Source organism: Actinoplanes sp. NPDC051388 (assembly GCF_055586225.1).
In genome coordinates this window covers 169471-193726 of the sequence record NZ_JBVJIP010000004.1, presented here as the reverse complement: position 1 = coordinate 193726, position 24256 = coordinate 169471, and the positions used below count along the sequence as shown (strand labels likewise).

At 72.9% G+C, this 24256-nt stretch carries 5 protein-coding genes; all 5 read right to left on the bottom strand.

The features are described from left to right. Complete coding sequence (locus ACZ6TI_RS12630) at positions 1–6231, bottom strand: hypothetical protein (RefSeq protein ID WP_465345150.1); 6231 nt, start codon at positions 6229–6231, stop codon at positions 1–3. A gap of 5 nt (positions 6232–6236) precedes the next feature. Beyond that, positions 6237–9407: a hypothetical protein gene (locus ACZ6TI_RS12625; protein WP_465345149.1), complete on the bottom strand. Its 3171-nt coding sequence runs from the start codon at positions 9405–9407 to the stop codon at positions 6237–6239. Further along, positions 9397–17895 carry a DUF6603 domain-containing protein gene (locus ACZ6TI_RS12620; RefSeq protein ID WP_465345148.1) on the bottom strand — a complete coding sequence of 2833 codons (8499 nt, stop codon included), beginning with the start codon at positions 17893–17895 and terminating at the stop codon, positions 9397–9399. The genes ACZ6TI_RS12625 and ACZ6TI_RS12620 overlap by 11 nt, the downstream gene beginning before the upstream one ends. Then, complete coding sequence (locus ACZ6TI_RS12615) at positions 17892–22061, bottom strand: hypothetical protein (RefSeq protein ID WP_465345147.1); 4170 nt, start codon at positions 22059–22061, stop codon at positions 17892–17894. Before ACZ6TI_RS12615 ends, ACZ6TI_RS12620 begins: the two co-directional genes overlap by 4 nt. Before the next feature lie 619 nt (positions 22062–22680). Then, positions 22681–24120: an Nramp family divalent metal transporter gene (locus ACZ6TI_RS12610; RefSeq protein ID WP_465345146.1), complete on the bottom strand. Its 1440-nt coding sequence runs from the start codon at positions 24118–24120 to the stop codon at positions 22681–22683. Positions 24121–24256 lie beyond the last annotated feature (136 nt).

Genomic DNA, 24256 nt, shown 5'->3' with positions numbered 1-24256 from the left:
TCACGGGTTGTTCTGGTCGAAGTCGAGGATGACGCGGTCACCGGCGACGTCGGCGTCGGCGGCGTGCGGCACCACCTCGCCGACCAGCAGCGGCAGCAACTGGCCGTAGCGGCCGGCGCCGATGTGCTCGAGCTCGACCGTCCGGTTGCGCGCGACCCCGAGGGTGTCGTGCAGGGTGGCGGTCAGATCGGTGAGCGTCCAGGGTGTGTTCAGCACCGGCGGCACGGCGACCAGAATGGCCTGGGGCGCGGTCGCGTCGGGCTGGTCGTAGTGCAGGGCCACGCCGGTCATCTCCTCGCGGTAGGGCACCGATTCGCTCCACTCGTCGATCAGCAGCGTCGTGCCGCTCGCGCCGGCGGGGGGCAGGTGTTCCGGCCCGAAGATCACCACACTGGTCTTGCCGGTCAACGTGGCCGGGTCGGGAACGGGTCCACCGAGCCACGGATCGCCGTCCGCGTGCGGCAGCTGGGCGACCGCCGCCGCGATCGAGGTGCGCCCGAGCGCCTCGGCGAGGACCTGGAGGTCGGCGAGGTCCGCGGCGCCCGGCCGGACCGCGGCGGCTCCCTCGAGCCACGCGTCGAGGTCGTCGGCGCCGACGAGGTGAGCGTCCAGCGCGGTCCGCAGATCGGCGCGGATCGGGTCGAGCGTGATCCTCGGCGCCAGCGTGAGGCCGTCGCCGAGCAGCACCTTGGCGGCGTCCGTCCAGGTGCCCGCCGGCTTCGGGTCGGCCACGGCGTCGAGGATCGTGGCCGCCGCGCGGCAGCGGGTCGCCAGGTCGAGGAAGGCCACCTCCGCCGACTGCAGCAGCTCGGTGCCGACCTGGGTGCGCGACAGGAAGCGGCGGGGCAGGCCGACGCGGATCCCGTACCCCTGGGCGGCCGCCGCCGCGTCGTGCCACGCCTGGCGGGCCGCCCAGAAGCCGTCCAGCCGCGCGAGCTGCGCGGCCACCTCGTCCGGCGGGCTGGTCGTGAAGTCCAGCTCCGGCAGCCAGGCGCTGGGGTGCTCCGCGGACGGATCCAGGGGCACCCGGGTGCGCACGGTCCCGAGCCAGACCGCCGGGTCGCCGTCGAGGACCGCCACGGTGAGCGCCGCATCCTCGGCCAGCAGACGGGCGAGCGCCACCGCGTCGGCGCGAGCACCGTCGAGCAGTCGTTGCACCCGGATGGCGAGATCGCCGGCGTCGAAGCCGTCGCCGGCGGTCGCGGTCGCCTCGGGGGCTGCGAGGTCGGACGCGCGTGCCGGTTTGGCGCGGCCGAGCAGGTCGACACAGGTTTCGAGCAGCGGCGCCAGGTCGGTGATGCTGCGGATCGCCGGCCCCCACGCCGGTGCGCGGCGCGCCTCGATCCGCCAGGTGTCGGTCGCGGTGGTCTGCGGCCCGTCCGCGGTCACCACCCCCGGCTGGTCGGGCGGCAGGTCGGCCGGCCGGAGCAGATCGAGCACCCGGGCGGTCAGGGCGCCGACCGCCGAATCGAAGCCGTCGGCGAGCAGCGCGACCAGGTCGAGCGGTTGCAGACCCAGGTCGGCGACGGACGCCTCGGGCAGCGCCGCACCGGGGGCGAGCCGGTCGGAGCCGAGCCGGACGCGGATCATCGCCGGATCGCCCAGCAGCTCGGCCAGCCAGGCGTTCACGGCCGGTTCGAGGGTGGCCCGCGGGCTCATCGGCACGGATTCCCAGCCCGCCGGCGCCGCGACCGGCACGGCGTCCACGGCCGGGAGCTGCAGCAACACCTTGTGGCTGACCGGGAGCCCGGTGCGGGGCGTGTCGGTGACCTCCGGGTGCGGGATCGCCCGGCCCTCGCTGAGCGCGGTCAGCACGGCGGCTGCCCGGGGGTGGTTGCCGCGCACCAGCTGGTGCACGGTCTCGCTCGTCGTGAGGTCGCCCAGCGCGTCGAGCGCGTCGGCGATCGAGTCGATCCCGCGCAGCACCCCGGTCAGCTTCGCCAGGTCCGTCTTCGGCGGCAGCGCATCGGGCGCGGTGCCCCACGGGTGGCCGTCCAGCCGGGCCGTCAACGTCTCGACCAGGGTGCCGGTGGCGTCCGGGGTGTTGATCTCCACCCAGCCGAGGACCGTGCGGACCAGCGCCAGCCCGTCGATGACGAAGCGGGTCGGCTCCGGGACCGCGCCGGCAGCGGGATCGACCACGCTCACCGTCGGGTACGCGCGCCGCAGCGGGAAGATCGCCGAATCCAGCTCGACCATCTGCGGGGTGTCCGGTCGTGCGTAGTACTCGTGCAGGAAACGTTCGAGCCGATAGCCCAGCAGCGCGCCGAGGTCGTTGCCGGCGCGCACGCCGTCGATCAGGGAGAGGGCGACGCGCACCCGGTTCGAGGAGAGGTTGACCGACATCTCGTTGCCGAGCGACCCCTCCGCGGCCTGCGAACGGTAGGCGGCCCGCAGGATCGCGGCGGTCACCGCATGAGTCGGCGAGGGGGTCTGGATGAAGCCCTCGCCGGTCGGGTCCTGTGTCAGCGGCCGGCCCGGCAGCCCGGCCAGAGCGGCCGGCACGCCGGTGGCGGCCGGTGCGGTGGGCTTGCGGCGCAGGTTCTCGACCCAGCCGTACGCGCCCACCTGCGCGCCCGCCGGGGTGCGCCGTCGCATGCCGCGCAGCCGCCGGTTGGCCAGGCCGGTGATCCAGGCGTCGAGCCGATGACCGGCGAGGTCCAGGTGCTCGCGGGTGAGCGCGGCCATCCGGTCGGCGGGCAGCTGACCGAACGCGGTGACCGCGGTCCGGTGCGCCTCGACCGCCGGCGGCAGCCCGGCCTGGATGACCGCCGACATCGTGCGGTTGTTGAGATCGGCCGGGATGGCGGCGCCGGAACCGCCGACCGCGACCACGTCGTTGACGGTGCCGAACAGCAGGCCCCACGCCGAGGTCCGGGACAGCGTCCCCGCCGACCAGGTCTGGTAGAGACCGGACGTGCCGATGACGGCCAGCGCCTCCTCCGGCACGAGGGCGCGGTCGACCAGGATGGCGGCGGCGGCGCGGCGGGCTTCGGCCAGCAGCGCCTGCCGGGCGAACATCTCGGCCAGGCCGACGTTCGACAGGTTCTGTTCGGTCCGCTCCCGCAGGTTCTCGAGGGTGCGGGTCAGCAACGTGAGGATCCGCGACCCGGTGTCCGATGCCGCCACCTCGCCCTGCAACGGCCACAGCCCGGTCAACAGCCGCAGCCCGTAGGCGCGGGAGGTGCGGAGCAGCTCGTACAGCTCCGCCCAGTCGGCCGACGCCAGTCCGGTCAGCGGGTCACGCGGCGGGACCGCGGCGGGCAGCGCGTACCCGGTGCGGAAGACCTCGGACAGGTGCTCCATCAGGGCGAACGGACCGAACTCGGCGGCGGCGTCCGGGGCCGATCCGTCGGTCCGCGGAATCCCGAAATCGAGCCCGAGGTCGGGTTCGCCGCGCACCCCGGCGCGGTCCGCCACGTTCACCGAGAACCGGTAGCTCGCCTCGACCGACGCGTACTCCAGGCCCAGCATCGCGAGGAAGTGCTGCTGGGCGTCGAAGCCCGGCTGCCCGACGTCCGGACTGTGCGCGTGCTTCACCGCCGGGCCTCCGTCCACCCCCTCGCGGATCGCCGACCAGTCCTCGTGCAGGTGCCGGAGGAGGCCGAGCAGGGTCGCGTCGAACCTCTGCTGAGCCGTCCGCTGCGGTGCGGCCGCCGACTCCAGCCCGGCGTCGCGCAGATCGGGCTGGAACCGGCTGAGCGCGACCGCCGGCAGCAGACCGTACGGCTGATCGTCGACCCGGATCGCGGGCAGCAACCCGCGGGCGGCGACGTCGCCGAGCGCATATGTGCGCAGCCGGTCGCGTGCGTCGCGGCCGACCAGGCCGGGCGCCAGCTCCTCGAGGGCGTGCCCGATGGTGCCGGGGTAGAGCGCGTGGTTCGCCACCAGCGAGTCGCGGGCGTCGGTGCCGCCGGCGCCGCTGACGTGGGCGAGGACGCCGGCGTCGACGCCGAGGGCGGTCGCCAGCCGCAGCCCGTCGGAGTCGCTGACGGCGGTCGTCAGGTCGGCGCCGCGCTCGACGGTGAAGGCCGCGTCGACGTCGTCGGTGCTGGACTGCCCGGCGGACTCGTCCTCGGTGTTGTTCGTCGGGGTGCCGACCGGCAGCAGCGAGAGACCCGCGCCGGTGTAGTGGTGGGCCTCCAGCATCGCGGTCAGCCGGGTCGCCCCGTCGGCGGCGTCGCCGTCGGACAGGCCCAGCACCAGCAGTTCGTCGAAGCCCTGCGCGGCCTCCTGCTCGGTGAGGGTCATCCGCAGCGCCATGCCCGTCGCCTCGGCCGCGGCGAAGTCGGTCATCCATCTGATCGAGTCCGGCACGATCAGGTTTCCGTCGTCGTCGAGGCTGAAGGTGTCCGTGCCGGGGTCGAGGCCGAGCTTGAGGTCGGCGGGGACCGGATTGCCGGCGGCGACCTTGGTCGCCCGGCCGTCGACGATGGCGAAGGCCGCGAAGCGGGTCGGCAGCACGGTCGAGGACGCGGCCCGGGTCCAGGTGCCGCTGCGCGTGCCGGCGGCCGGCCCGGACGTATCGGGTGGTGCTTCGACCGGCAGCCGGACGACCAGGCGGCCCAGGTCGTCGAGCAGCCCGGTCCACTCGGCCGGCACGTTGACATAGATCTGGGTCAGCGCGGCGACGGCGGCCTGCTGGGTGCGCAGGCGGGCGGTGATCGTCGGCCCGGCGGCGGCCGGCAGCGCGGTCGCCGCGGCGACGGCCTGGTCGAGGGTACGCAGGGCGCGCTCGACGGCGGCGATCTGCCGTCCGGTCAGGACGGTGGTCGCCGGTGGCAGCGGCTCGCGGGGTGGCCGCTCACCCGGCACCAGCCGTGGCCGGCTGGTGTCGAGCTCGGCCAGGCGTTTCCCGACGACGGTGATCGCGTCGTTGATCGCGGTCGCCTGGCGCGCCCCCTCGGTGGGCCGCGTGTCGACGGGCTCGGTAACACGGGCGACCCAGGCCGCGCGCCGGGTGCTGCGGCCGATGCACAGCGCCCGCCAGGCGCCCTTGCGGAGCTCCTCGTCCTTGCCGGCCGCGGCGGTCTCGGCCCAGAAGTTGGCGCCGTCGGTTCGTTCGGTCTTGGTCAGGTCCTCCTCGTGGCTGTCGACCGCCAGCGGTTCCGGATAGATCCGGACGAGCAGCTGGTGCACGGTTCTGGTCGGCCCGGCCAGGGTCCACACCGTTCCGGCCGAGCGCCCGGGGACCGAGACGTCGAGATCGGGGCGGTCGCTGGGGGTGGCGGCGATCTCGGCGCGGAGCTCGGTGGCGCCGAGCCGTCCCGCGACGGTGTCCAGCTTGGCCAGCAGCTCCGCCTTGAGCGTTCCCGGCAGGACCACGATGCCGGCCGCGGCGGACCGGAGGTCGTCGGTGAGCTCCGCGGCCGGGTCGGCGAGCCGGTCGAGGATCAGGCCGGCGGCCTCGGCGGAGGCCACCAGCTGGGCCCGCTCCAGCCGGACCAGGCGCTGGGCGCCGAGCGCCTCGGCGCTGGTGCCGTCGTCCAGCACCACCCGGTGCGCCGGATGGGCGGCGACCGGCTCGATCGGCCGCGCACCGGGGAGCAGATCGGGGCGCATCGGCCGGCCGTCGGGGGTGCGCCCGAGCCGGCCCGCGGCCTGGGCGCCGGCCCGGATGTCGAGGTCGGCGACCAGCCGCAACGCGGGTTCGACCCGGGTCCGGATCGCCTTGATCTGCTCCTCGGCAACGGCCAGATGCCCGTCGAGGAGCGCCACGTAGTGGGTGCGCTGGAAGTCCGAGCGCAGCTGGCCGATCGAGCGCCGGGCCGCGGTGCCGCGCTCGCGCAGTGTTGCCACCGCGGCCTTCAGGGCTCGGACGTCGGCCGCCGTGCCCGTCGTGATCGGCTGGGCGATCGCCGTCCGCAGGGCCTCGAGTTCGGTGGCGAGCGCGTCGAGGCCGGTTTCGGTCCGGGCGTACAGCGGTGCTTCGACCGCCACCTTGATCCGCTTCTGCTCCTGGACGTTGCCGGTGAGCTCGGTCGCGTACCGCACTTCGGCCAGCCGTTGCAGGCCGGCGGCGATGGCGGCGAGGTGGGCGAGCAGTTCGGCGAGGTGGTCGGTGGGGTCGGGCACCTCGGCGGTGGAGAACCGGGTCTCGATCCGTACCGGGATCAGCACCGCCGGCACCCGCGGATCGAGCCCAGCGGCGAGCGCGCCGAGGGCGTCGACCGCCTTGGCGGTCGCGGGATCGGCGCCGAGCGTCGACCAGTCGACGGTGTTGAGGCTCATGTTTCTCATCCGAGGGGAAGCATGTCGGTGGCGTGGCGGGCCAGCCACACCGGGTTCTGCGACAGGATCGAGGCCATGTGGGCCGAGGTCAGGCCCCAGCCCGGCAGCCCACCGGTGCTGGGAGTCAGGCCGGTGTTCGCGCCGAGGAGGACCTGGTTCGCCGGCTCGCCGCCGATCGGCTGCAGGTGTTTCCAGTTGAGGTCGTTCCAGCTGGACAGCGCCGGCGCCGGTGCGTCGGGGTCGTCGTCGAGGTCGAGGCCGAAGCGCAGCTGACCGGGCCGTTCCATGAAGCAGAAGAAGAACCCGGCGTCGGCGGTGGTGCCGGCCGCCTCCGCGACGGTCATCTCGAACCCGTAGAGGGCGATGTCGGGATCCAACCGGCCACGGACGACCGGATAGCGGACCTCGCCGGTGAGGTCGAGCGTGCGCCGGCGAGCGGCGCCCGTGCCGGTGTACGCGCCGTGCTGGGCGAACACGATCGTGTCCGGGAACTTGATCAGCAGCTCCGCGCGGACGACGAGCACCAGCAACCCGGACAGCTCCGGGGAGTTGCCGCCGAGGTCCTTCTTCCAGCGGTGCACCTCGGGGATGTCGGGTGGCCGCTCCTGGCCGGCGTCGGCGGGATCGAAGAACCGGGCGAAGTACGTGCCGCGCTGATCGGTCGGATACTCGTTCCAGAGCAGCTCGCGGGCGAACTCGGTGTTCACCCCGGCGAGCAGCGACTCGATGAAGCGCACGTTCGGGAGCATCAGCGCGATCGACTCGGCCGGCAGCTTCGCGATGCTGGGCACGATGTAGTCCTGTCCGAGCAGGCGCAGCGGCTCGAACAGCGGGTCGTCGAAGGTGGGATAGGCCAGCACCGGCCGGAGCCGGCGGTTGTCGGCGAGGTCGGCGGTCAGATCGTCGACGCCGCCGAGCACGGTGGCGAGCTGCTTCGGCATCGCCACCGTCGGCCGCACCTGGCCGGCGACCAGCTCGGCGAGGGTGGCCGGGGCGGTCAGCGGCCCCGCCGGCGGAGGGACCGGCCGGGAGTTCGCCAGGCTGGAGAAGTCCGAGAGGGCCGCGGCGAAGTCGGCGGCGTTGGTCAGGCCGGCGGTGGGCGCCAGATTGCCCAGGGTGACCGCCGTGTCCGGGGCGATCACCAGGGAGAGGTAGTTCTTGCCGTCGATGGCGTCGCCGTAGTGGGCGGTGAAGGTCGCCGCGGGGATGCGCAGCACGGTCGGATCGGCGCCGTTCGCGCTTCCGGCGGTCAGCGTGCTGACCGCCGGGGCGGCGATGAGCACGTCGTTGAGCGCGATCGCCTCGGCCCGCAGCGCCGCGTTCGCGGTGTCGGCGGCCGGGTAGCGAGTGTCGAGGCGGTTGCCTATCCCGGTGTTCATCGCGGTGAGCGTGAGGGTGCTCAGCGTGCCGGCCCGCCTGCGGTCCTCGACGAGATCCCCGGCCAGCGCCGGAAAGACATCGCGGCCGCGCGGCAGTTGGTCCTCCACCGCCTGCACGGCGGTGAGGACCAGGGACGGCGCGACGCCGAGCGCCGGGTCGGGGACCGGTGGCGCGGCCGAGACGGCGGTGTCCGGGTCCTCGTTGAGCCGGCCGAGCAGTCCGGTCTGGAGGCCGGCGGGCGTCGTGGCGGTGAGCGACTCGACCAGCGACCGGCCGGGACGGGCGATGCGCCGGAAGGCCGGCGCCTGGGCCGCGGCCGGCACCCGGCTGCCGTCGACCTCGCCGCGGATGGTCAGGTCGCCGGTGGCCGCCGTGGGCAGCGCCGACTGGGCGCCGGCGGTGAGGCCGAGCAGCCGATCGTCGCCGGACCGGGACAGATGCTTGGCGAAGACCCGCTCGCTGGTGGCGATCGCCAGGTCGGCCTCGCGGAGCCGTTGGTTGACCGCGTCCAGCTCCTCGACCTGGGCCCAGGCCCGTTCCATGTACTGCTCGTCGCGCTGCCGGACGATCTCGGCGCCGAGCCCGGCGGCGGCCCGGTTGCGCGGGTCGAGGTTGAGCTCGGCGACCCACCGATTCGCCGGAGTGGTCGCGTCGGCGACCCGTTCCAGACCGGCGTGCTTGCGGGCGTACGCGGGCGGGGTCACGATCGGGTCCTCGCCGGGGTCGGGCACCGGGACGGCGGCGTCGCGCAGATCGACCGCCAGGTCGACCACCTCGCGCAGCTGGTTTCGCACCGGGACGCCGGGCGAGGCCGGGAAATCCGTCCGGGTGTGGTCGATCGGCACCAGCGCGCCCTCGAACGCGACCGTCGTGCCGGCCGGCACCTCGACGCCCGCGCCGGGATTCGAGATGTCGAGGGCGCGGGTGCCGAAGTCCTCGGACTCGATGCGCAATGCGCTCGGGCGCCGGGCCAGCACCTCGAAGTCGGCCGGTTCGGGGCTGGTGCGGAAACTCCAGTCGTGGAAGACCGGAAAGACCCGCGGCTGGTTCTGGCCGCCCCAGGACGGCTGCTGGGCGGGTACGGTGCCGGGCTCGGGAGGCGTGCGCAGCCCGGCGAGCCGGCCGGTCTCGAACGCCGGCACCACGAACGCGTGGTAGCTCGTGCCGAGGTCGAGGCGGCGCGGCGACACCAACCGGGAGCGCGCGAGGTCGGGGGTGGCGGTCACCTGCTGGTCGAGGACGTCACCAGGGTCGCCGGCGCTCAGGTCGCCGTGGCCCTGGACGTGCGCCCACGCCCAGGTCTCGGTGACCGGGGGCAACGGCGCGGATTCGGTGACGGTCAGGATCGCCACCTCACCGGGCACCGGAGTGAGCGTGTACTCGTCCTCGGCGAGCACCAGCAACGTGATCCACGGCCGGAGCCGGTGGTCGACGTCGGCCTTTGCCGGGGTGTACCGCCACGGGAAGTCCTCGTCGTAGAAGTCGACGTAGGCCAGTTCGCCCGGGGTGGCGTTGACGGTGCCCGGCGCCGGCACCGACAGCACGACCACACCCGGGGCGAGGTTCTTGACGTCGCCCGGCCCGACCAGCGACACCGTCTGGCTGACCGCGCCCGGCGCCACGGCCGGCGCGCCGGGCACCGGGATCACGTCGAGGGTGATCGACGCGGTCATGGTGGCGCGATCCTTCGGCCCGGCGGCCGGGGTGGCGCCGAGATGGTCGACCTCGTCGACCCGGACCGCGATGCCACGCCGCGACCACGGGAAGAAGCTGTACTCCGGCAGCTCAGTGGACAACCTGCACCTCCGGGACGAGTTGGAAGCGCCGGCCGTCGGACGGCATCGCGGCCAGCCGCTGCTCGGCGTCGGTGCGGGACAGCAGTCCCGAGCCGGCGGCCGCGGGCTGCCCGTCGGAGCCGAGCGCCACCAGGGAGTCGGTGCTGGTGATCGCGTACCGCGGCTCGGCGGTGGTGGCGGCGCTGGCCTTGCCGCGCTCGGCGTTCAGGCGCTGGGTGCGGGCCGCCGCCGAGCTGCCGATGGTGCCGCCCGCGACCAGGGCCGAGAAGGCGAGCTGCGGGTTGATCGCCGACCGTTGCGGTGCCGCTTCCGGGTCGGGGTCGTCGATCACGATCATCTCGTACGTCTGCGGGTGGTGGACCGCGAGGTCGGCCTCGAGCGCCTGCCCCGACGTGGCGCGTACGCCATGGGGTCGTTCTTCGAAGGCCGGCGCCTTGAGCAGGTCGGGGTTGGTTCCCGACGAGCCGGCGAAGGTGGACGGCGAGAACGGGGCGGTGACGTCCTCGAAGTCGGCCGGCACGGCCGTGCCGGAGCCCAGGGACAGGCCGGTGACGGCGACCTGCTGGACGTCGCTCGGCGGGGTCTTGCCGACCAGGCCGATGGCGGTCTCGAGCGGGATCAAGTTCTGCCGGGCCGACAGCATGCCGCCGGCGTCGACCACGAGCTCGCCCTGCGGCAGCGGGAGCAGAGTGACACCGGCCGACGCCGAGGCGGAGAGTTCGGCGACCCAGTTGAGCGGGTCGCGGAACTGCTCGAGCACCTTGGGCAGCACCGGTTCGGCCGCGATGCTGGTCTCGTGCGCCTCGCCGAGCGTGGCCTCGACATCGACGCTGACCTTGAAGAAGAGGACCTTGAAGCCGGCTGTGCCGTGTGCGTGCCAGGGGGTCGGGCCGCGCAGGGTGAGGTCGAGGCTGACCGAGCAGACGTCGCATCCGCCGGCGGTGACGGCCAGCCGGCCCCACATGTGCGCGTCGATCAGGAACGGCACGAACTGCACCAGCACGTCGAATCCGAGGCCGCCGCTGATCGAGAAGCCCTCGACGCCGACGAAGAAGTCCAGTTCGGCGCCGAACTGGATGGTGTTGCTGGTGACCGCGAAATAGAGGCTCAGCGACAGGCGGGGGTTGTCCTTCATCAACGACACCGAGAGTCGCCGCATCGCCGGCAGCTTGAGATTCGCGGCCGGGGTGTAGCTCGGGTGGAAGCCCCCGACCGAGACCACGAGATCCGGTGTGGCGCCCCAGCACAGGCGGATCGCGATGTCGCCCTCGAGGCTGATCTTGAAGTCGCCGTAGCCGATGAACGAGTCGTAGATCGCGGCGTCGAAATAGAGCAGGGCGGCGGCGATGTCGATGCCACCGATGAAGGCCACCTTGAGGTCGATGACGGCCTCGTCGGGTGTCGGCAGCGCCAGCCGGAGCACCCCCAGCAGCGCGATGTTGGGCTGCGGCGCGATCTCGAGAATGATCCCGATCTTCAGCGTCACCAGCGCCGGGTTCATCCAGGTGATCATCGCCATCGGAGCGATCAGGAAGTGGCCCTCCTGCGCGGGGAAGGACTCCTCGAGATCGCGGACGATCACGTCGATGCGGTTGATGATGTCGGTCGGGAAGAGGATCGAGTCGGCGGTTCCGGTGCGTAACCCGTCGCGGATGCGGTCGACGTCCATGCCGCGGTTGAGGCCGAGCAGGCCGCCGGCGCCGGCGAAGAAGAAGCCGTAGCCGAGCGGGATCGGCACCGGCAGCGTGACCGTGATCAGCATCAGGAGTGAGAAGCCGGGGGAGCCGTCCGGATTCTTCGTGGTGACGATGCCGATCGCGGTGAGCGCGAACTTCTCCAGGACCGCGATCTCCAGCGCGCCCACGTAGCGGCCGCGGGCCTCGTCGACGAGCAGGAAGCCGCCGAGTCGGATCGTGGAGGCGTCCAGCGAGAAGCCGAACCCGTCCGGCGGCTTGAAGGTCAGGCTCGCGCCGGAATCGGTGATCGCGACGCGGAGGCCGACGCGGGTGACGGTGACCGCGATCGGGCCGATCTCGGCGTTGCCCGACAGCGCGGCCACGATGTCGGTCTGCTGCCCGAACAGCGCGGCCAGATACAGCTCACGCAGCAGGATCACGTCGAAGAGGTTGAGGTTGAGCGGGAAGGTCAGCTCGATGCCGTTGGTCAGGTCGCCGGGCCCGCCGTGCACCTCGAGCCGGCCGTCGCGATAGGCGACGGCGGTGGTGAACCCGGCGCCGAGCTCCTCGGGGATCAGCTGGGCGACGAAGGAGTCGCCGTCCGAGCCGTTCACCCGGACCGCGGTGTCGATCAGCTCGACGGCGCCGCCCAGGCCGTCCACCGCGAAGGTCGCCCGGCTGGTGGCGGAATCCCAGAACGAGAAGGTGCCGAAGAACATCGCCGCGATCCCGCCGACCTCGACCACGCTGTCGTCCTCGCCGAACAGCGGGGTTCCGGCGATCTGCAGACCGACGCCGATCACGTCGAGACCGGGTGCGGGCGCGACCGGCAGTGCCGGGTCGGCCGACGGACCGACGATCCACGCGGTGACGCCGGCGCCGTCGCCGATCCAGGGATGCTGCCCGAACAGCAGCGTGACCGCGACGTCGCCGGGGAAGGTGACCGATCCCTGCAGGCGGATGCCGAACCGGCCGTCGGCGTCCTGCGCGAAGCTGAGGGCGAGGTCGTCGGTGATGTCGATCGCGACGCCGGCCAGCGCGACCTGGAGGGCGCCCATCCCGATCACCGCCGGCTCGGGGAACCGGGTGACGATCTGCAGCGGGCCGGTGTCGCTGGTGACCAGCCCGGCGCCGTCCAGGATCCGCCGCGCGCTGGGGCCGGTCGGCCACAGTGGCCGGGTCAGCAGGTCCTCGACCTGCGGCAGGACATAGTGGGTGAGCAGCGGCACCAGCCAGGACCCGGCCAGCTGCAGGCCGCCCTCCGGGGTGAGGGTGAGGCCGGGGACGGGCAGCAGCACGATCTCCACGTCGCTCACGGCCGGTTCGCCGAGCGGCAGGATCCGCGCGCCCAGCCGGGTGCCGGCGGCGCTGAACTCGATCTCCGGGGTGAACCACTCCAGGGGCTCGCCCACCTCGACCCGGGCCCGGACGAGTCCCTCGAAGTCGTCGAGGAAGCCGAGCCTCGCGGTGACGATGGTGACCGGGCCGGTGTCGAGGTTGTCCAGCGTGATGAGCACCTGCGGATGGCCGGCCGCGGCCCAGCCGAGCTCGGCGCCGAGCAGGCAGCCCGGGAACAGGTCCATCTCCCACCGCAGGCGGTTCTCGACGCGGCTGACGCGATGACCGGACGGCAGCGGGACGGGCCCCGGGCCGTTGAGGGTCGGGAACAGGCCCTGGATGTGGCCGATGATCAGAGCGGGGTCGGCGACCTGGGCCTGCAGCCAGCCCGGATCGAGCATGTCGCGCAGCCGGTCCGTCTGGGTGCTGCCGATCCAGCCGCCGGCGGCCGCGTCATAGATGCCCAGGGCGTCGGCGATCCGCAGGGCGACGTCGAGCACCGGGTGCTGGGGGCGGCCGAGGATCTCGTCGGTGATCTCCTGCAACACCCTCGGCACGAGCTCCGTGACCGCGCCGCCGAGCAGCCCGCCCAGACCCGAGACGGTGGGCAGCAGCTGGATCGGGGCGACGTTGTCCGGCGTGACCACCAGCCGCACGCCGCCGGCGTCGACGCCGAACGCGATCCTCAGGTCACCCCAGTCGCCCGGCAGCGACAGATCGAGCGTGATCGCCCCGGACGGGGTGATCCCGGTGGTCCGCAGATCGAGGCCCAGGGCGACCGTGGCGCGCAGTGCCGGGGCGCCCTGGTCGAATTCTCCGGACAGCTGCACGTGCAGCGGATCGCTGCCGGACGTGGTGAGCAGGAAGCCGCCCGGCAGTTCCAGGCCCTGCTGATCGTCGAGCCCGAACGCGCCGGCGATCACCTGCAGCAGCTCGTTGATCCGGTCGCCGTCGAGCATCCCGGCCGCGGTGCCGAGCGCCTGCGGGCTTCTGAGCCAGCCGCCCGGATCGCGGATCAGGGCACTGATCGGCGGGATCGACACACCGCCGCCCACACCGGCGCCGAGCACCGCGCTCGCGATCGCGGACGCTGACAGGTCGGTGATCAGGTCGAGCAGCCGGGACCGGAACGCCGCCGGGTCGAAGGGCCGCAGCACGAGCGGCGACGCGATCCACGGCGCCCCGCTCACGTCGATGACGCCGGTGGCGTGGCGGCGCAGCACCAGCGGTCCGGCCGGCAGCGAGACGTCGAGGGTGCCGGCCAGCGTACGGGTGTCGAGGTCGAGCCGCCCACCGACCGCGAACGGGCCGGACAGGGTGATGTCGGCCGTGGTCTCCAGCCGCAGCACCATCGTGGTGTCGTCGAGCGACAGCAGCAGCGGCACGTCGGGCAGGGTCACCGACAGGTCGCCGACGATGTCGCGCAGCGCTGCCAGCAGACGGGCGCGGCGTTCGGTCAGGGTGCGGACCGGCACCGTGGCCAGCGCGGTGAGCCCCTGAATCGAGGCCCGCGGCCCATCGGCGGTGGTGAACACCACGCCGGCCGCGTCGAGCAGGCCGAGCACGGCTTGCGCGGCGGGATCGGCGGCCGCAGCGTCGATTTCCGCGAGCACCGCGTCGAGCGCGTCGCGCATCCGCTGATCGCCGGCCTCGATCGCGTGCTGGACCGGGGTGGCGTCGACCGACGCGTCGACGAGCCGCAGCCACGGCGCGATCCCGAGTCCACCGGCGCCGGCCGGCGTGACGGTCACCCCGGCTTCCATCAGTCGCACCCGTGGCGTCAGGGGACCGTCCGGCAGGACGCCCGCGCCGACCAGCCAGCCGTCCGCACGAGAGGTCCGCGTCGACAGCGAGACGGCGGTGGCGGGGCGTGGCGGCTCGGGCGCCGCGGCCGCGTCCGGCGCGAGCCGGAGTCGCGCGAGGTCGACCCGCGCATCGGCGGCGAAGGCGATCGCGCCCGGGACCGCGGCTGGTGTGGCCAGTCCGAGCCGCAGACCGAAGGCGACGTGGGTGGGCGGCTCGGCCGCGGCCAGCTCGGTGACGGTGGCGCCGGCCAGCAGTCCGATCAGGTCACCGCTGAGCTGGGAGCCGATGGCGAAGCCGGGCACGGCGTCGACGAGGCCGTCGGCGACCCCGGCGAACCAGCCCGGTTCGATCGCTCCGCCGAGCAGGGGACTGCCGGTGCCGTCGAGCAGGCCGCCGAGCCAGGCGACGGTGCCGCCGAGTGCGGTGCCGGCGATCGGGCCGGCGATCGACCCGGCGACCCGGACCGCGTCGGCGAGCACACCGTCGATCAGCGGCTGGAGGTCGGATCCGGCGTGCGGGCTGGCCAGCGTGATCAGGCCGCCGATCAGTTCCGGGTGCGCGGCGGCGAGAGTGCGGGCCACCACACCGGTCGTCGAGTGGCCGAGGACCCGCACAGATTGCCCGGTGATGGTCGCGATCCGCTCCACCACCAGCCGGAGCTGGTCGGCCTCACCGACCGCGTGGCCGGCGAGCAGGTCGGCGGTGTAGACCGTCGCGTCGTCGGCGATCCGGGTCAGATCGACCTCGGCCGGGTTCGGCAGCGCACGGAGATCGAAGTGCCGGCCGGCCGCAGGCGCCGCACCGGTGATCGCGGTGACGAGGTCGGTGAAGATGCCGTGATCGGCGAACGGTGGCGCGACCAGCAGCACCGGCCCGGTGCCCGTCGCCAGGTGCGCGACGACCTGGGCGATCACAGCCGGATCCCGTGGCAGCAGGGCGTGCGTCGTGCCCGCGACGGTGCCGTGGATCCAGCCCGCGGGCAGTTGCGAGGCCAGCGGCACCAGGCCGTCGCCGCTGGTCAGCCAGGCGGTCAGATCATCGAAGCCGCGGGCGAGGGCATTGAGGTTGCGCCCGCCGAGCTGGGTCGCGAGCTCGGGCCGGAACGCCGCGGCGCCGGACAGGAAGTTGGTCAGGAACACGCCGTCGCGAACCTGGTCGGCGAGCCGGGCGACGGCCGCGATCCACTCCGCCGGTGGTCCGGCCGGGTCGAGCCAGACCAGGCCGTCGACCGCCGTGACGCCGCCGGAGGGATCGGCGGACCGGTCGACGATCGGGATCACCCACGGATCGTCGTAGCGTCCGCCGCCGGTGATCGACCGGAACACCGGGAGTTCGAGCGCGGGAGGGCTGTCGGACGGGAGCAGGCTGCCGAGGGTCTGCAGGAACGCTCCGATGTGCGCCGCGCCGTCCGCGGCCACGCCGGTGAGGATCCGGTTCAGATGCGCCCGCAGCACGCCCGCCGGATCGTCGAGGAACTGCTGGAGATCGGCGCCGCCGGGAGCGTCGGCGAGCAACGGCCAGTCGGCGGGCAGCTCGGGCAGGTCGCGGTGCAGGCCGAGTAACGCGCTGAGGACGTATGCCGGATGCCCGGCCCACGACCGCACCGCCGAGCTGATCAGCCGGCCGAGCAGCCGCACCGCGTCATCGCCCAGGCCGAGGTCGGCGCCCAGGCCGGGCAGCAGGAAGTCGTACGGTCCGAACGTCTCACCGTCGAACGTGACCGTGACCCCGGTGATCCCGGCCTGCCAGACCGGCGGCTCACCCGGCAGCCAGCCGGCCAGGGCCCGCGCCGGTCCCGCCGTGATCGCCAGCCCGGCGAGGTCGAGCGGGCCGTCCGGGGTGATCCCGACCGCCAGTTGCGACCGGCCGATCAGGCTCACCGAGCCGGTGCCGGTCGGCGGCAGGTCGATGGCGAGCAGCTCGACCAGCAGCCGCCCGTCGAACACCCCCTGAGTGGCGCCGGCCGTGATGCCCAGGCGCAGCCGTTCGAATCCGGCCGGGTCGGTGTCGGCGCGGGCGTTCCAGGCGGCCAGCGAGAGCTGGACTTCTCCGGCGGCGGCGATCGGCGTGAGCCAGGGGCTGCCGGCGGTCCCCGATCCGGTGACGTCGGGGACGAGCCCGATCAGCACGGCGACCTGCCCGAGCAGGTGCGACCACGGGTGCGCCGGGTCCTGCAGGATCGCCCGGTGCAGGTCGCCCAGGGCGATCGTCGGCCCTCGGCCGAGAGCGGCCGGATCCAGCAGGTGGGGTGAGGCGGGATCGGAGTCCGGCCTGCGCAGGCCGAGCAGCGTCAGCAGCGCCCGCGCGACCTTCGAGTCACCGAAGGCGTCCTCGATGATGTCCAGCGCCGCATCCGAGACGACACCGATCACCGCGTCCGCGTCGGTCAGGTCGACGGTCCCGTGGTTCTCGCCGTCGATGGTCACCTCGGTGATCGACAACCAGGGCTTGATCTCGCCGCCGGTGAGCCGGAACCCGGCGCCGAGCTGCCCGACTCGCAGCGCGGGCCCGTTGTCGACGAGATCGCCGGACGTGGGGGCGACCAGCGCGACGGTCGCCTCGGGGACGATCGCCGTGCGCCGGACGGGCGCGCCGGGGTCGGCCGTGGCCCCGGGCAGCGGCGGCAACGGGATCCGCAGCACGGTGACCACACCGGACAACGCGACCGGCCCGGCCTCGACCCGAACGTCGAGACCGATCGCGAGCTCGCGGTTGGCGGTGGCCTCGAGCACCAGGAAGAGGTCGACGACGTCCGAGTCCACCAGCCTGGCCCGGAACGGATCGCCGGGGCTGCCGTCGCCGGAGACCGCCAGGTCGTCGCCGATCAACCCGGCCAGATGAGTGGCCCAGGCGGTGAGCGTGTCCGGGGTGTCGACGATGTCGACGAGCCAGTCGACCACCGCCTCGGGACGCCCGAAGAGCTGCTCGAACGGCAGCGGCGGGATCGGCGCGGCGTCGATCCCGAGCAGGTCGAAGAAGTGGTCGGCCAGCCGGGCCAGCTGGTCGTTGCCGGCGGCCTCGGCGACCAGCAGGTCGACGACCTCCTTCAGGAGCACGCGCAGCGCGCCGATCAGGTCGGCGCCGACCGTCGCCGAGTCGATCGTCAGGTCGACCGGGTCGCCGCCGCCGAGATTGAAGTCGTCCACCGTGACCCGGATCCCGGCCTGGACGCCGAGCGGCGCGTTCTCGTCGAGGTGGACGGTGACCGCCGCGCCCACGCCGGTCAGCGGGATGCCGGCGTCCGTGAAGCCGATGTCGACGCCGACCTGCACCGGTCCCGCCGCGGTGCCCGCGATCGCCTCGAAGTCGCCGGCGACGCTGATCAACGGCAACCGCACGGTGCCCCGGACCCGGCCGACGCCCGATCCGAGCTCGTCGCTGCGCAGGTCCGCCGCGACGCCGATGACGTCGTCCTCGACCGTGATGTAGAGGTTGCCCGCGTCCGTGCCGAGCAACGGGTACCAGCCCGGCGTCGCCGGGTCCGGTGGGAGCAACTCGTCGAGCAGCCGCAGCAGCGCGTTCCGCTGCGCCGGGTTGGTGAGGATCCGGCCGATCGCGGCGAGTGGGTCGTCGAACCAGCTCGCGATCAGTTGCCCGTCGTCGTCGGTGATCCCGATCGCGGCGAGCAGCGACGTGGTGTTGGGGTCGATCCCGATGCTGAGCGTCATGGCCGGGCCGCGATCGTCGCCGTGAACCGGACCGGTCCGAGGGTCTGGGTCCCCACGCGAGGATGCTTGACGCGGGCCGTGAGGGAGAACTCGGTCGAGCCGGTCACCTCGGGAACCTGCCACAGCTCGCTGATCAGCGCGTCGGCCCGGCGGATCGCGCAGGCGAGGTCGATGTCGCGCGCGCCCGGGCGGCTCAGCGTGAACTCGATGTCGGTGGCCGGCGTCCGCCAGGCCGTGCCCGCCGTCTCGATCGTGAGCAGGACGTGGCTGCCGGCGATCAGAGGTGGGACCACGGCGGCGCCACGGCAGTCGGTCGCGCGGACGGCGGCCAGCCGGTAGACGTCGATGGGCCGCACCGAGCCGATCGCGGTGACCGCGGCGTCGATCGCCCGGGTCGGTACGAACGCGTCCGGGACCTCGACGGCGCCGGCCGAGGCCAGCACGGTCACGCCGTTGACCGGCCGGGTCACCGATGCCAGGTCGGCCGGCCGGATCCCGAGCCCGCCCGCCAGCAGGGCGGCGGCGTCGGCGCGGGTCGGCGGCCGGGCGGGCCGGGGCAGGTCGGCGATGACCGGCGCGACACCGTCGGCAATGGTCGCGCCGAGCGCCACCAGGAGTGGCCCGAGGACGGCTTCGGCGACCGCGCGGCGCCGGTCCGTCTGGGCGGCGTCGACCGGCCCCGGCAGCGGATGGTCGACATCGGCGTCGAGGTCGGCGACGTCGTAGCCGGCCAGCGGCGTCAGCGCGGTGGCGATCCGGAGGACCAGTTGCCCCCGGGTGGCCAGGTCCCGGGCATCCTCGATCGCGGTGACCACCGCGTCCAGGCCGCGATCGACCAGGGCCGGGCGCCGGCCGGTGGCCGCCTCGACGGCGTCGACGATCTGAACGACGGTCGGCGCCGCGACCAGCGGATTCGGTCCGCCGACGAGGGCGGCGACGGCCGGCACGTTGCCGAACATCGACTGGAGCAGGGCCACGACATCGGGCCCGGTAACCGGATCGGTCCGCTCGCGCAGTGTGATCTCGCACGCCCGCGCGAAACCGACGGCCGCGGTGTTCTTGAACCAGACCTGGCCCAGCAGGGCCGCGTCGTCGGGACTGGTGTGGAAGCCGAGTTCGACGTACCCGATCGGCACGTCACGACCGCCGGGGCGCGGCATCGCGACCAGCGGAGCCGGGGTGAGCCCGGCCCCCGCGGCGACCGACCGCACGGCCTGCACCGCGTTCCCGGCACGGAAATGATTGGTCGTGTAGGCCAGCTCCAGGACGATGCCGCCGTTGTTCGCCCAGTACGACCGGGTGGGTCCGCCCGACGGCGGGATCCCCGCTGTCGCGGCGAACTCGGCGCCGAGCGTCTGCGCGAAGTTCGCACTGGCCGGGTTGCCTTCGACGTAGCCGGCGGCGCCGGGCGCGGGCGAGGCGGCGGTCGGCCGGATGTCCAGGTACATGGCGAAGAACCCGCGAGCGTTCGGGGCGCCGGCGGCGTTCGTGTGGATGGCGACGAACAGATCCAGCGGCGCCGCGGCGCGGCCGGACAGCTTCCTGAACATCTGGATCTTCGCCCAGAGACCGTGCCCGTCGAGCGACAGGACGTTCGGAGCGGAGTCGACGTTCGGCACATGGTTGATCGTTGCCGCGCTGGTGAAGGGCAGGCCGTTGACGACCCGGTCGGCGAGGGGGAGCGGGGCGTCGTAGCTCACGCCGATGCCGAAGTACGCGTTCTGCTGCCAGAGCCGGGGATGGTCGGGAAACGCCACCGGATCGACCGCGACGAACGTGGCGTTGCCGGCGGCGTCGACCACCATCCGCCGCCCGGGCACCGTCTGGTCGACCTCCCGCGCGCTGATCACATCGGCGCCGTTGGCCTTGGCGACGGCGTGCAGGCGCACCCCGATGCCGGCCGCGTTCTCGTCCTCGCCCGCCCAGTTCTCCATCGTGTCGTCGTCCAGGTAATTTCCCTGGCCGCCCGCCGCCGGTGGCTGCCCATAGCCCACCCATTCGGGCCTCCGGGTGCGGAAGATCATGTTCTGGGCGTTCCGGTTGGCCCCCGGCAGCTCGGTGTAGAGCCCGTGGCCGGGGGAGAGGTTGATCGTCCGCCGCGCGAACAGTCCGAGCATCCGGGGAGTCGTCGCGGCCAGCACCGGAATCAGCTCCCAGCGCAGCGACCGGGTGGCGAAGGCGGCGCCGATGCCGAGATCGATCTGGGCGAAGTCGGCGGCGCTCACCGCGTCGGCCCGCCACCAGAGCCGGTTCGGGTTGCGCCAGTCGGCGTCGGCGAGCCGCGGGCTGACCAGCAGGGTGTGCTCCAGGGCCTGGCAGGCCGCCGAGTTGCGCCAGGCGCCCGCCGGGCTGGCCGCGGTGACCGTCGGGCCGCGTTGCGGGTCCAGCAGCCAGCGGACGCCGGCGGTCAGCACGCCGCGCGGCACCGGCGGCAGCGTCCCCGCTCGGGGGTTCGTCGTGTCGAGCAGGGACTGGAACCGTTCGATCCGGCTGCGCGCCGACGCGGACCGGTCCTCGAGGTTCTCGAAGACCGGGATCAGGGGCAGGACGGTGATCTCCAGGCCGGTGACTCGGCGAGCGGCGGCGTCGACGGGAGTGTCGTCGGTGTCGACCGGCGGGACCTGATCGATCCCCGCGAGATTGGCGGGGCGCGGCCGGGCGAGGCGCAGGCCGGGTGCGCCGCCGGCCGCGGCGAGCACTCGTACGGTGTCGATCACGTCCCCGACGCCGCCGGCGTTCAGCGGCGCGCTGACGACGACCCGGCGATCGTCGTGATGCGCCGAGAACACGACGCCGTTCGCGTTCCGGGCGAGTCCGGCCCGGCGCATGTCCGGGATGCGCAGGGTGCGGACCACCGCGTCGAGGACCGTGCGTGTGCGGTCGGCCGGATCGGTGGACTCGACCCACAGCAGGTATTGCGCGCCCGCCTGGAGATCGACGAAGGACAGCTCGAATCCACCGTCGGCGGTGGTTGCCTCGCGCCGGGCCGGCCGTCGGAGCCGGGCGGAACGCAGCACGTCCGGTCGCTGCCGGAGCCGATCCCACTCCCGGCTCGTTTTGGGCAGCTGGTCGCGAATCCGCGCGCCGTCGACCTTGAGCGCGCACACGTATCGGTCGGCCAGTGTGATCGGAGGATTCGCCGCGGCCGGTGGTGGCGGGACGATGCGGGTGTCCGGCCAGACGACGGTGCCGGAGATCCGGTGCACCCGCGCGGTGACGTTGAGCGGCAGCCGGGCCAGGGCCGGGTCCGCCCCGGCGGCGATCGTCACGGCCGCGGCTCGAGCACCCGCCTCGTCCAGCACGACGACGTCGGTTGCGCCACCCGCGGCCGCGGACAGACGCACGGTGAAGGTGCGGGTGTCGATGCCGGGCCGAGCGACGGTGAGCGGGGTGTCGCCGATCGGCAGCCGGGCGTCGATGAGATAGCCGCCGTCCGGGCCGGACGTCGTCGTCCGGCCGCCGAGCGTGACGGTCGCCCGTGGCACCGGCTGGGCGTTCTCGCCGGCGTCCACGACCGAGTCGGCGATGGTGCCGTTCAGCCGCACCGAGGCTCCCGGCGGCGCGGTGCGCGCGACCCGCAGCTGAACCGACGTGGCGTCGCGGACCACGTGATCCGCGTCCGGACCGGGCAGCTCGGCGACGAAGTAGGCCCGCGGCTCGCGATCGTCGACGATCGGCACCCGCCACCAGGCCACGATGTCCTTCCAGCCGGTGCGGGGCTCGCGAACGACGAGGACGCCGATGTCGAAGTCCGACGGCCGGGACACGCGGTAGCCGTCGACGACCGCCTCCAAGGTCGTCTCGGTGGCGGAGTACGGCCGCTCGACCAGGGTGCGTTCCAGCACCGTGAAGCCCTCGGACGGGTCCGCGGCGCCGGGCGTGCGGAGGCTCTGCAGCGGATCGTCCGCGCCGCTGAAGAAGAGCCAGTCGAACTCGAGGATGTCGAACCGCAGCGGCGGATCCGGCTGCGGAAGGAGGAGATCCGGGGGGACCGTGACGTGCATCTCGACCAGCTCGCCGGGCTGCACCTCGGTCTCACCCACGGGCAACAGATCACGCCGCCAGCGCGCGACGACGCCGGCATGCTGGACGGTGTTGTCGGTGAAGATGTGCAGCCGTTCCCACCAGAGGCCGATGGACTGCAGAACGTCCTGCCGCGCCGCCATCCGGGCCTCCTGACGGGCCTCCTCGTCCACATCGGCGTGGAGGAGCCACCGCCTAGCCTGTCCGGCCAGGCCGCGCCGGAATATCGGACGATCAGGCAGAGTCGCCAGTGGACCGTGGCCTTGATGTCATCAAGTTGACAAAGGCAAGGAAGACTGGCCCCTGAGCATCAGCTCCCGATGGAAGCCGCACATCTGGTCCGATTCACGCGGGTCTCAAGACCGGCTCGGCCAGCAGCGACCAATCAGGAAGAAATGGTCTGTCGAGATCGACTTCAAGAACGACGACAAGACCAATGCATGGCTACGTTCCGGGGCCCTTCCCGGGACGATGTCGATGGAGCACGACCGCCGCACCTGCTGGCGCGTCCTGGTCCACGCCGCGAATATGAACGCCGCTGCCACGAAGGCGTTCAAGCTCATCGCCGATGCCGCGGCGCACTCGGCGGATCCCGAAATACTCGCCCTGCGGATGTGGCCCGCCCGCGAGGCCGACTGCCTACCGGAACTGGTCGGGTTGGCGGAGATCTCGATGATGTTACGCCGACAAACTAGGCCGGTCCGTCCACCCCCTCGTCCGGCACAAGTGATCTGGCAACACGCAGTCGACTCACCCGGCCGGTTACTTGAAGAGCTCGCCGATCCGGTCCTGGAAGGTCAGCACCGACAGCACGCCGAAGAGCAGGAACGACCAGATCAACGCGCCCAGTCGCACGCCGCGGATGCGGATCGGCGCGGGCAGGGTGCGGCGGTTGATCAGGATCAGCAGGCCGGAGTAGATGAACATCATGAAGCCGCCCACCACGGCCGAGATCACCAGCAGCACGATGGGCTGGCTGAAGCCGGACAGCAGGACCACGATGCCGATCAGGATCAGGCCCCAGACCAGCGCGGCGTAGACCTTGCTCTCGTTGGCGTCGCGGGCATAGGAGGTCTTGATGACGTCGGCCGCCAGCCGGCTGGTGTAGTCGACGATGCCCATCGACGCGGCGAACAGCGAGAACGCGCCGATGAACCAGAACAGGTATTGGAACCACGATCCGACCCGCTCACCCAGGACCTGACCCTCGATCTCGAGGAAGCCGATGCTGTTCTCCAGGCCCTCGCGGCCGAACACCGTGGAGTACGCGAGCAGCGAGGTGAACATGATCGTGAGGAACGTGATGAGGACGAAGGTGGTGAGCTGCTCGATGTTCGCGAACTTCCACCAGCCGCGCCAGCGCCGCAGGTTGTCCGGGGTGGGCTCGAAGGCGTACCCGGTGCTCGGCTCCGCCTCGGGCTGGCCGGTCACAGGGCTGACCAGCCGTGGCACATACGTACCCATGCCGTAGCCCTTGTCGCGGATCCAGTTCGATTGAACGAGGTTCTGCCCGCCGCCCGCACCGGCGAACGCGAGCGCCCCGAGCAGCAGCGCGAAGCCCAGCTCCTCGATCGGCAGCCCCGGCTGCGTCACCACCTGCGGCAGGTCGTTGTATGCCGCCGCGCCGATCGCGAAGACCGCACCGATCAGGAACAGCGCCACCACCGCGGCGACCTTCACCATCTGCGCCTTCTCGAGCGCGACGTAGACCACCGGCGCGAGCGTGAGGACCAGGCCGATGATCAGCAGCATGCAGACCGCGATCACCGTGCGGTTGCCACCGAAGATGTACGTGGTCAGCGTCGCCGAGCTCGTCGCCCAGCCCGGCCACAGGTTCGCGAAGTAGGTGAGGATCGCGAAGAACAGACCCCAGTGCCGCCAGTACCGGCTGAACCCGGTGAGGGCGGTCTCGCCGGTGGCCAGCGTGTATCGCTCGATCTCCATGTTGAGGAAGTACTGGGTGATCAGGCCGACCAGCGCCGCCCACACGAACACCAGCCCGACCTGCGAGGCGATGTAGGGGAACAGCACGAACTCGCCGGAGGCCAGGCCGACGCCGGCGGCGATGATGCCCGGCCCGATCAGCTTCCAGTAGCCGCGCGGCTCGTCCGGCATGTCGCGGATCCGCGGCGCCGGGAGGTGCCGGGTGGGGAAGGCAGCCACCACTCCGGTCGCATTGCTCGCCTTGTCGGAAGTCGCCACCGCAGCCTCCTTGATCGGGACTCCCACCCTGCTCGAAGCAGGTGTCCTGTGTCAACGGTCACATCGACGGGCCGGCAGATCCCTCCACCCGGGCACGATGTCGATCACCCGAATGAGCGCGGACCGCGATATCGTT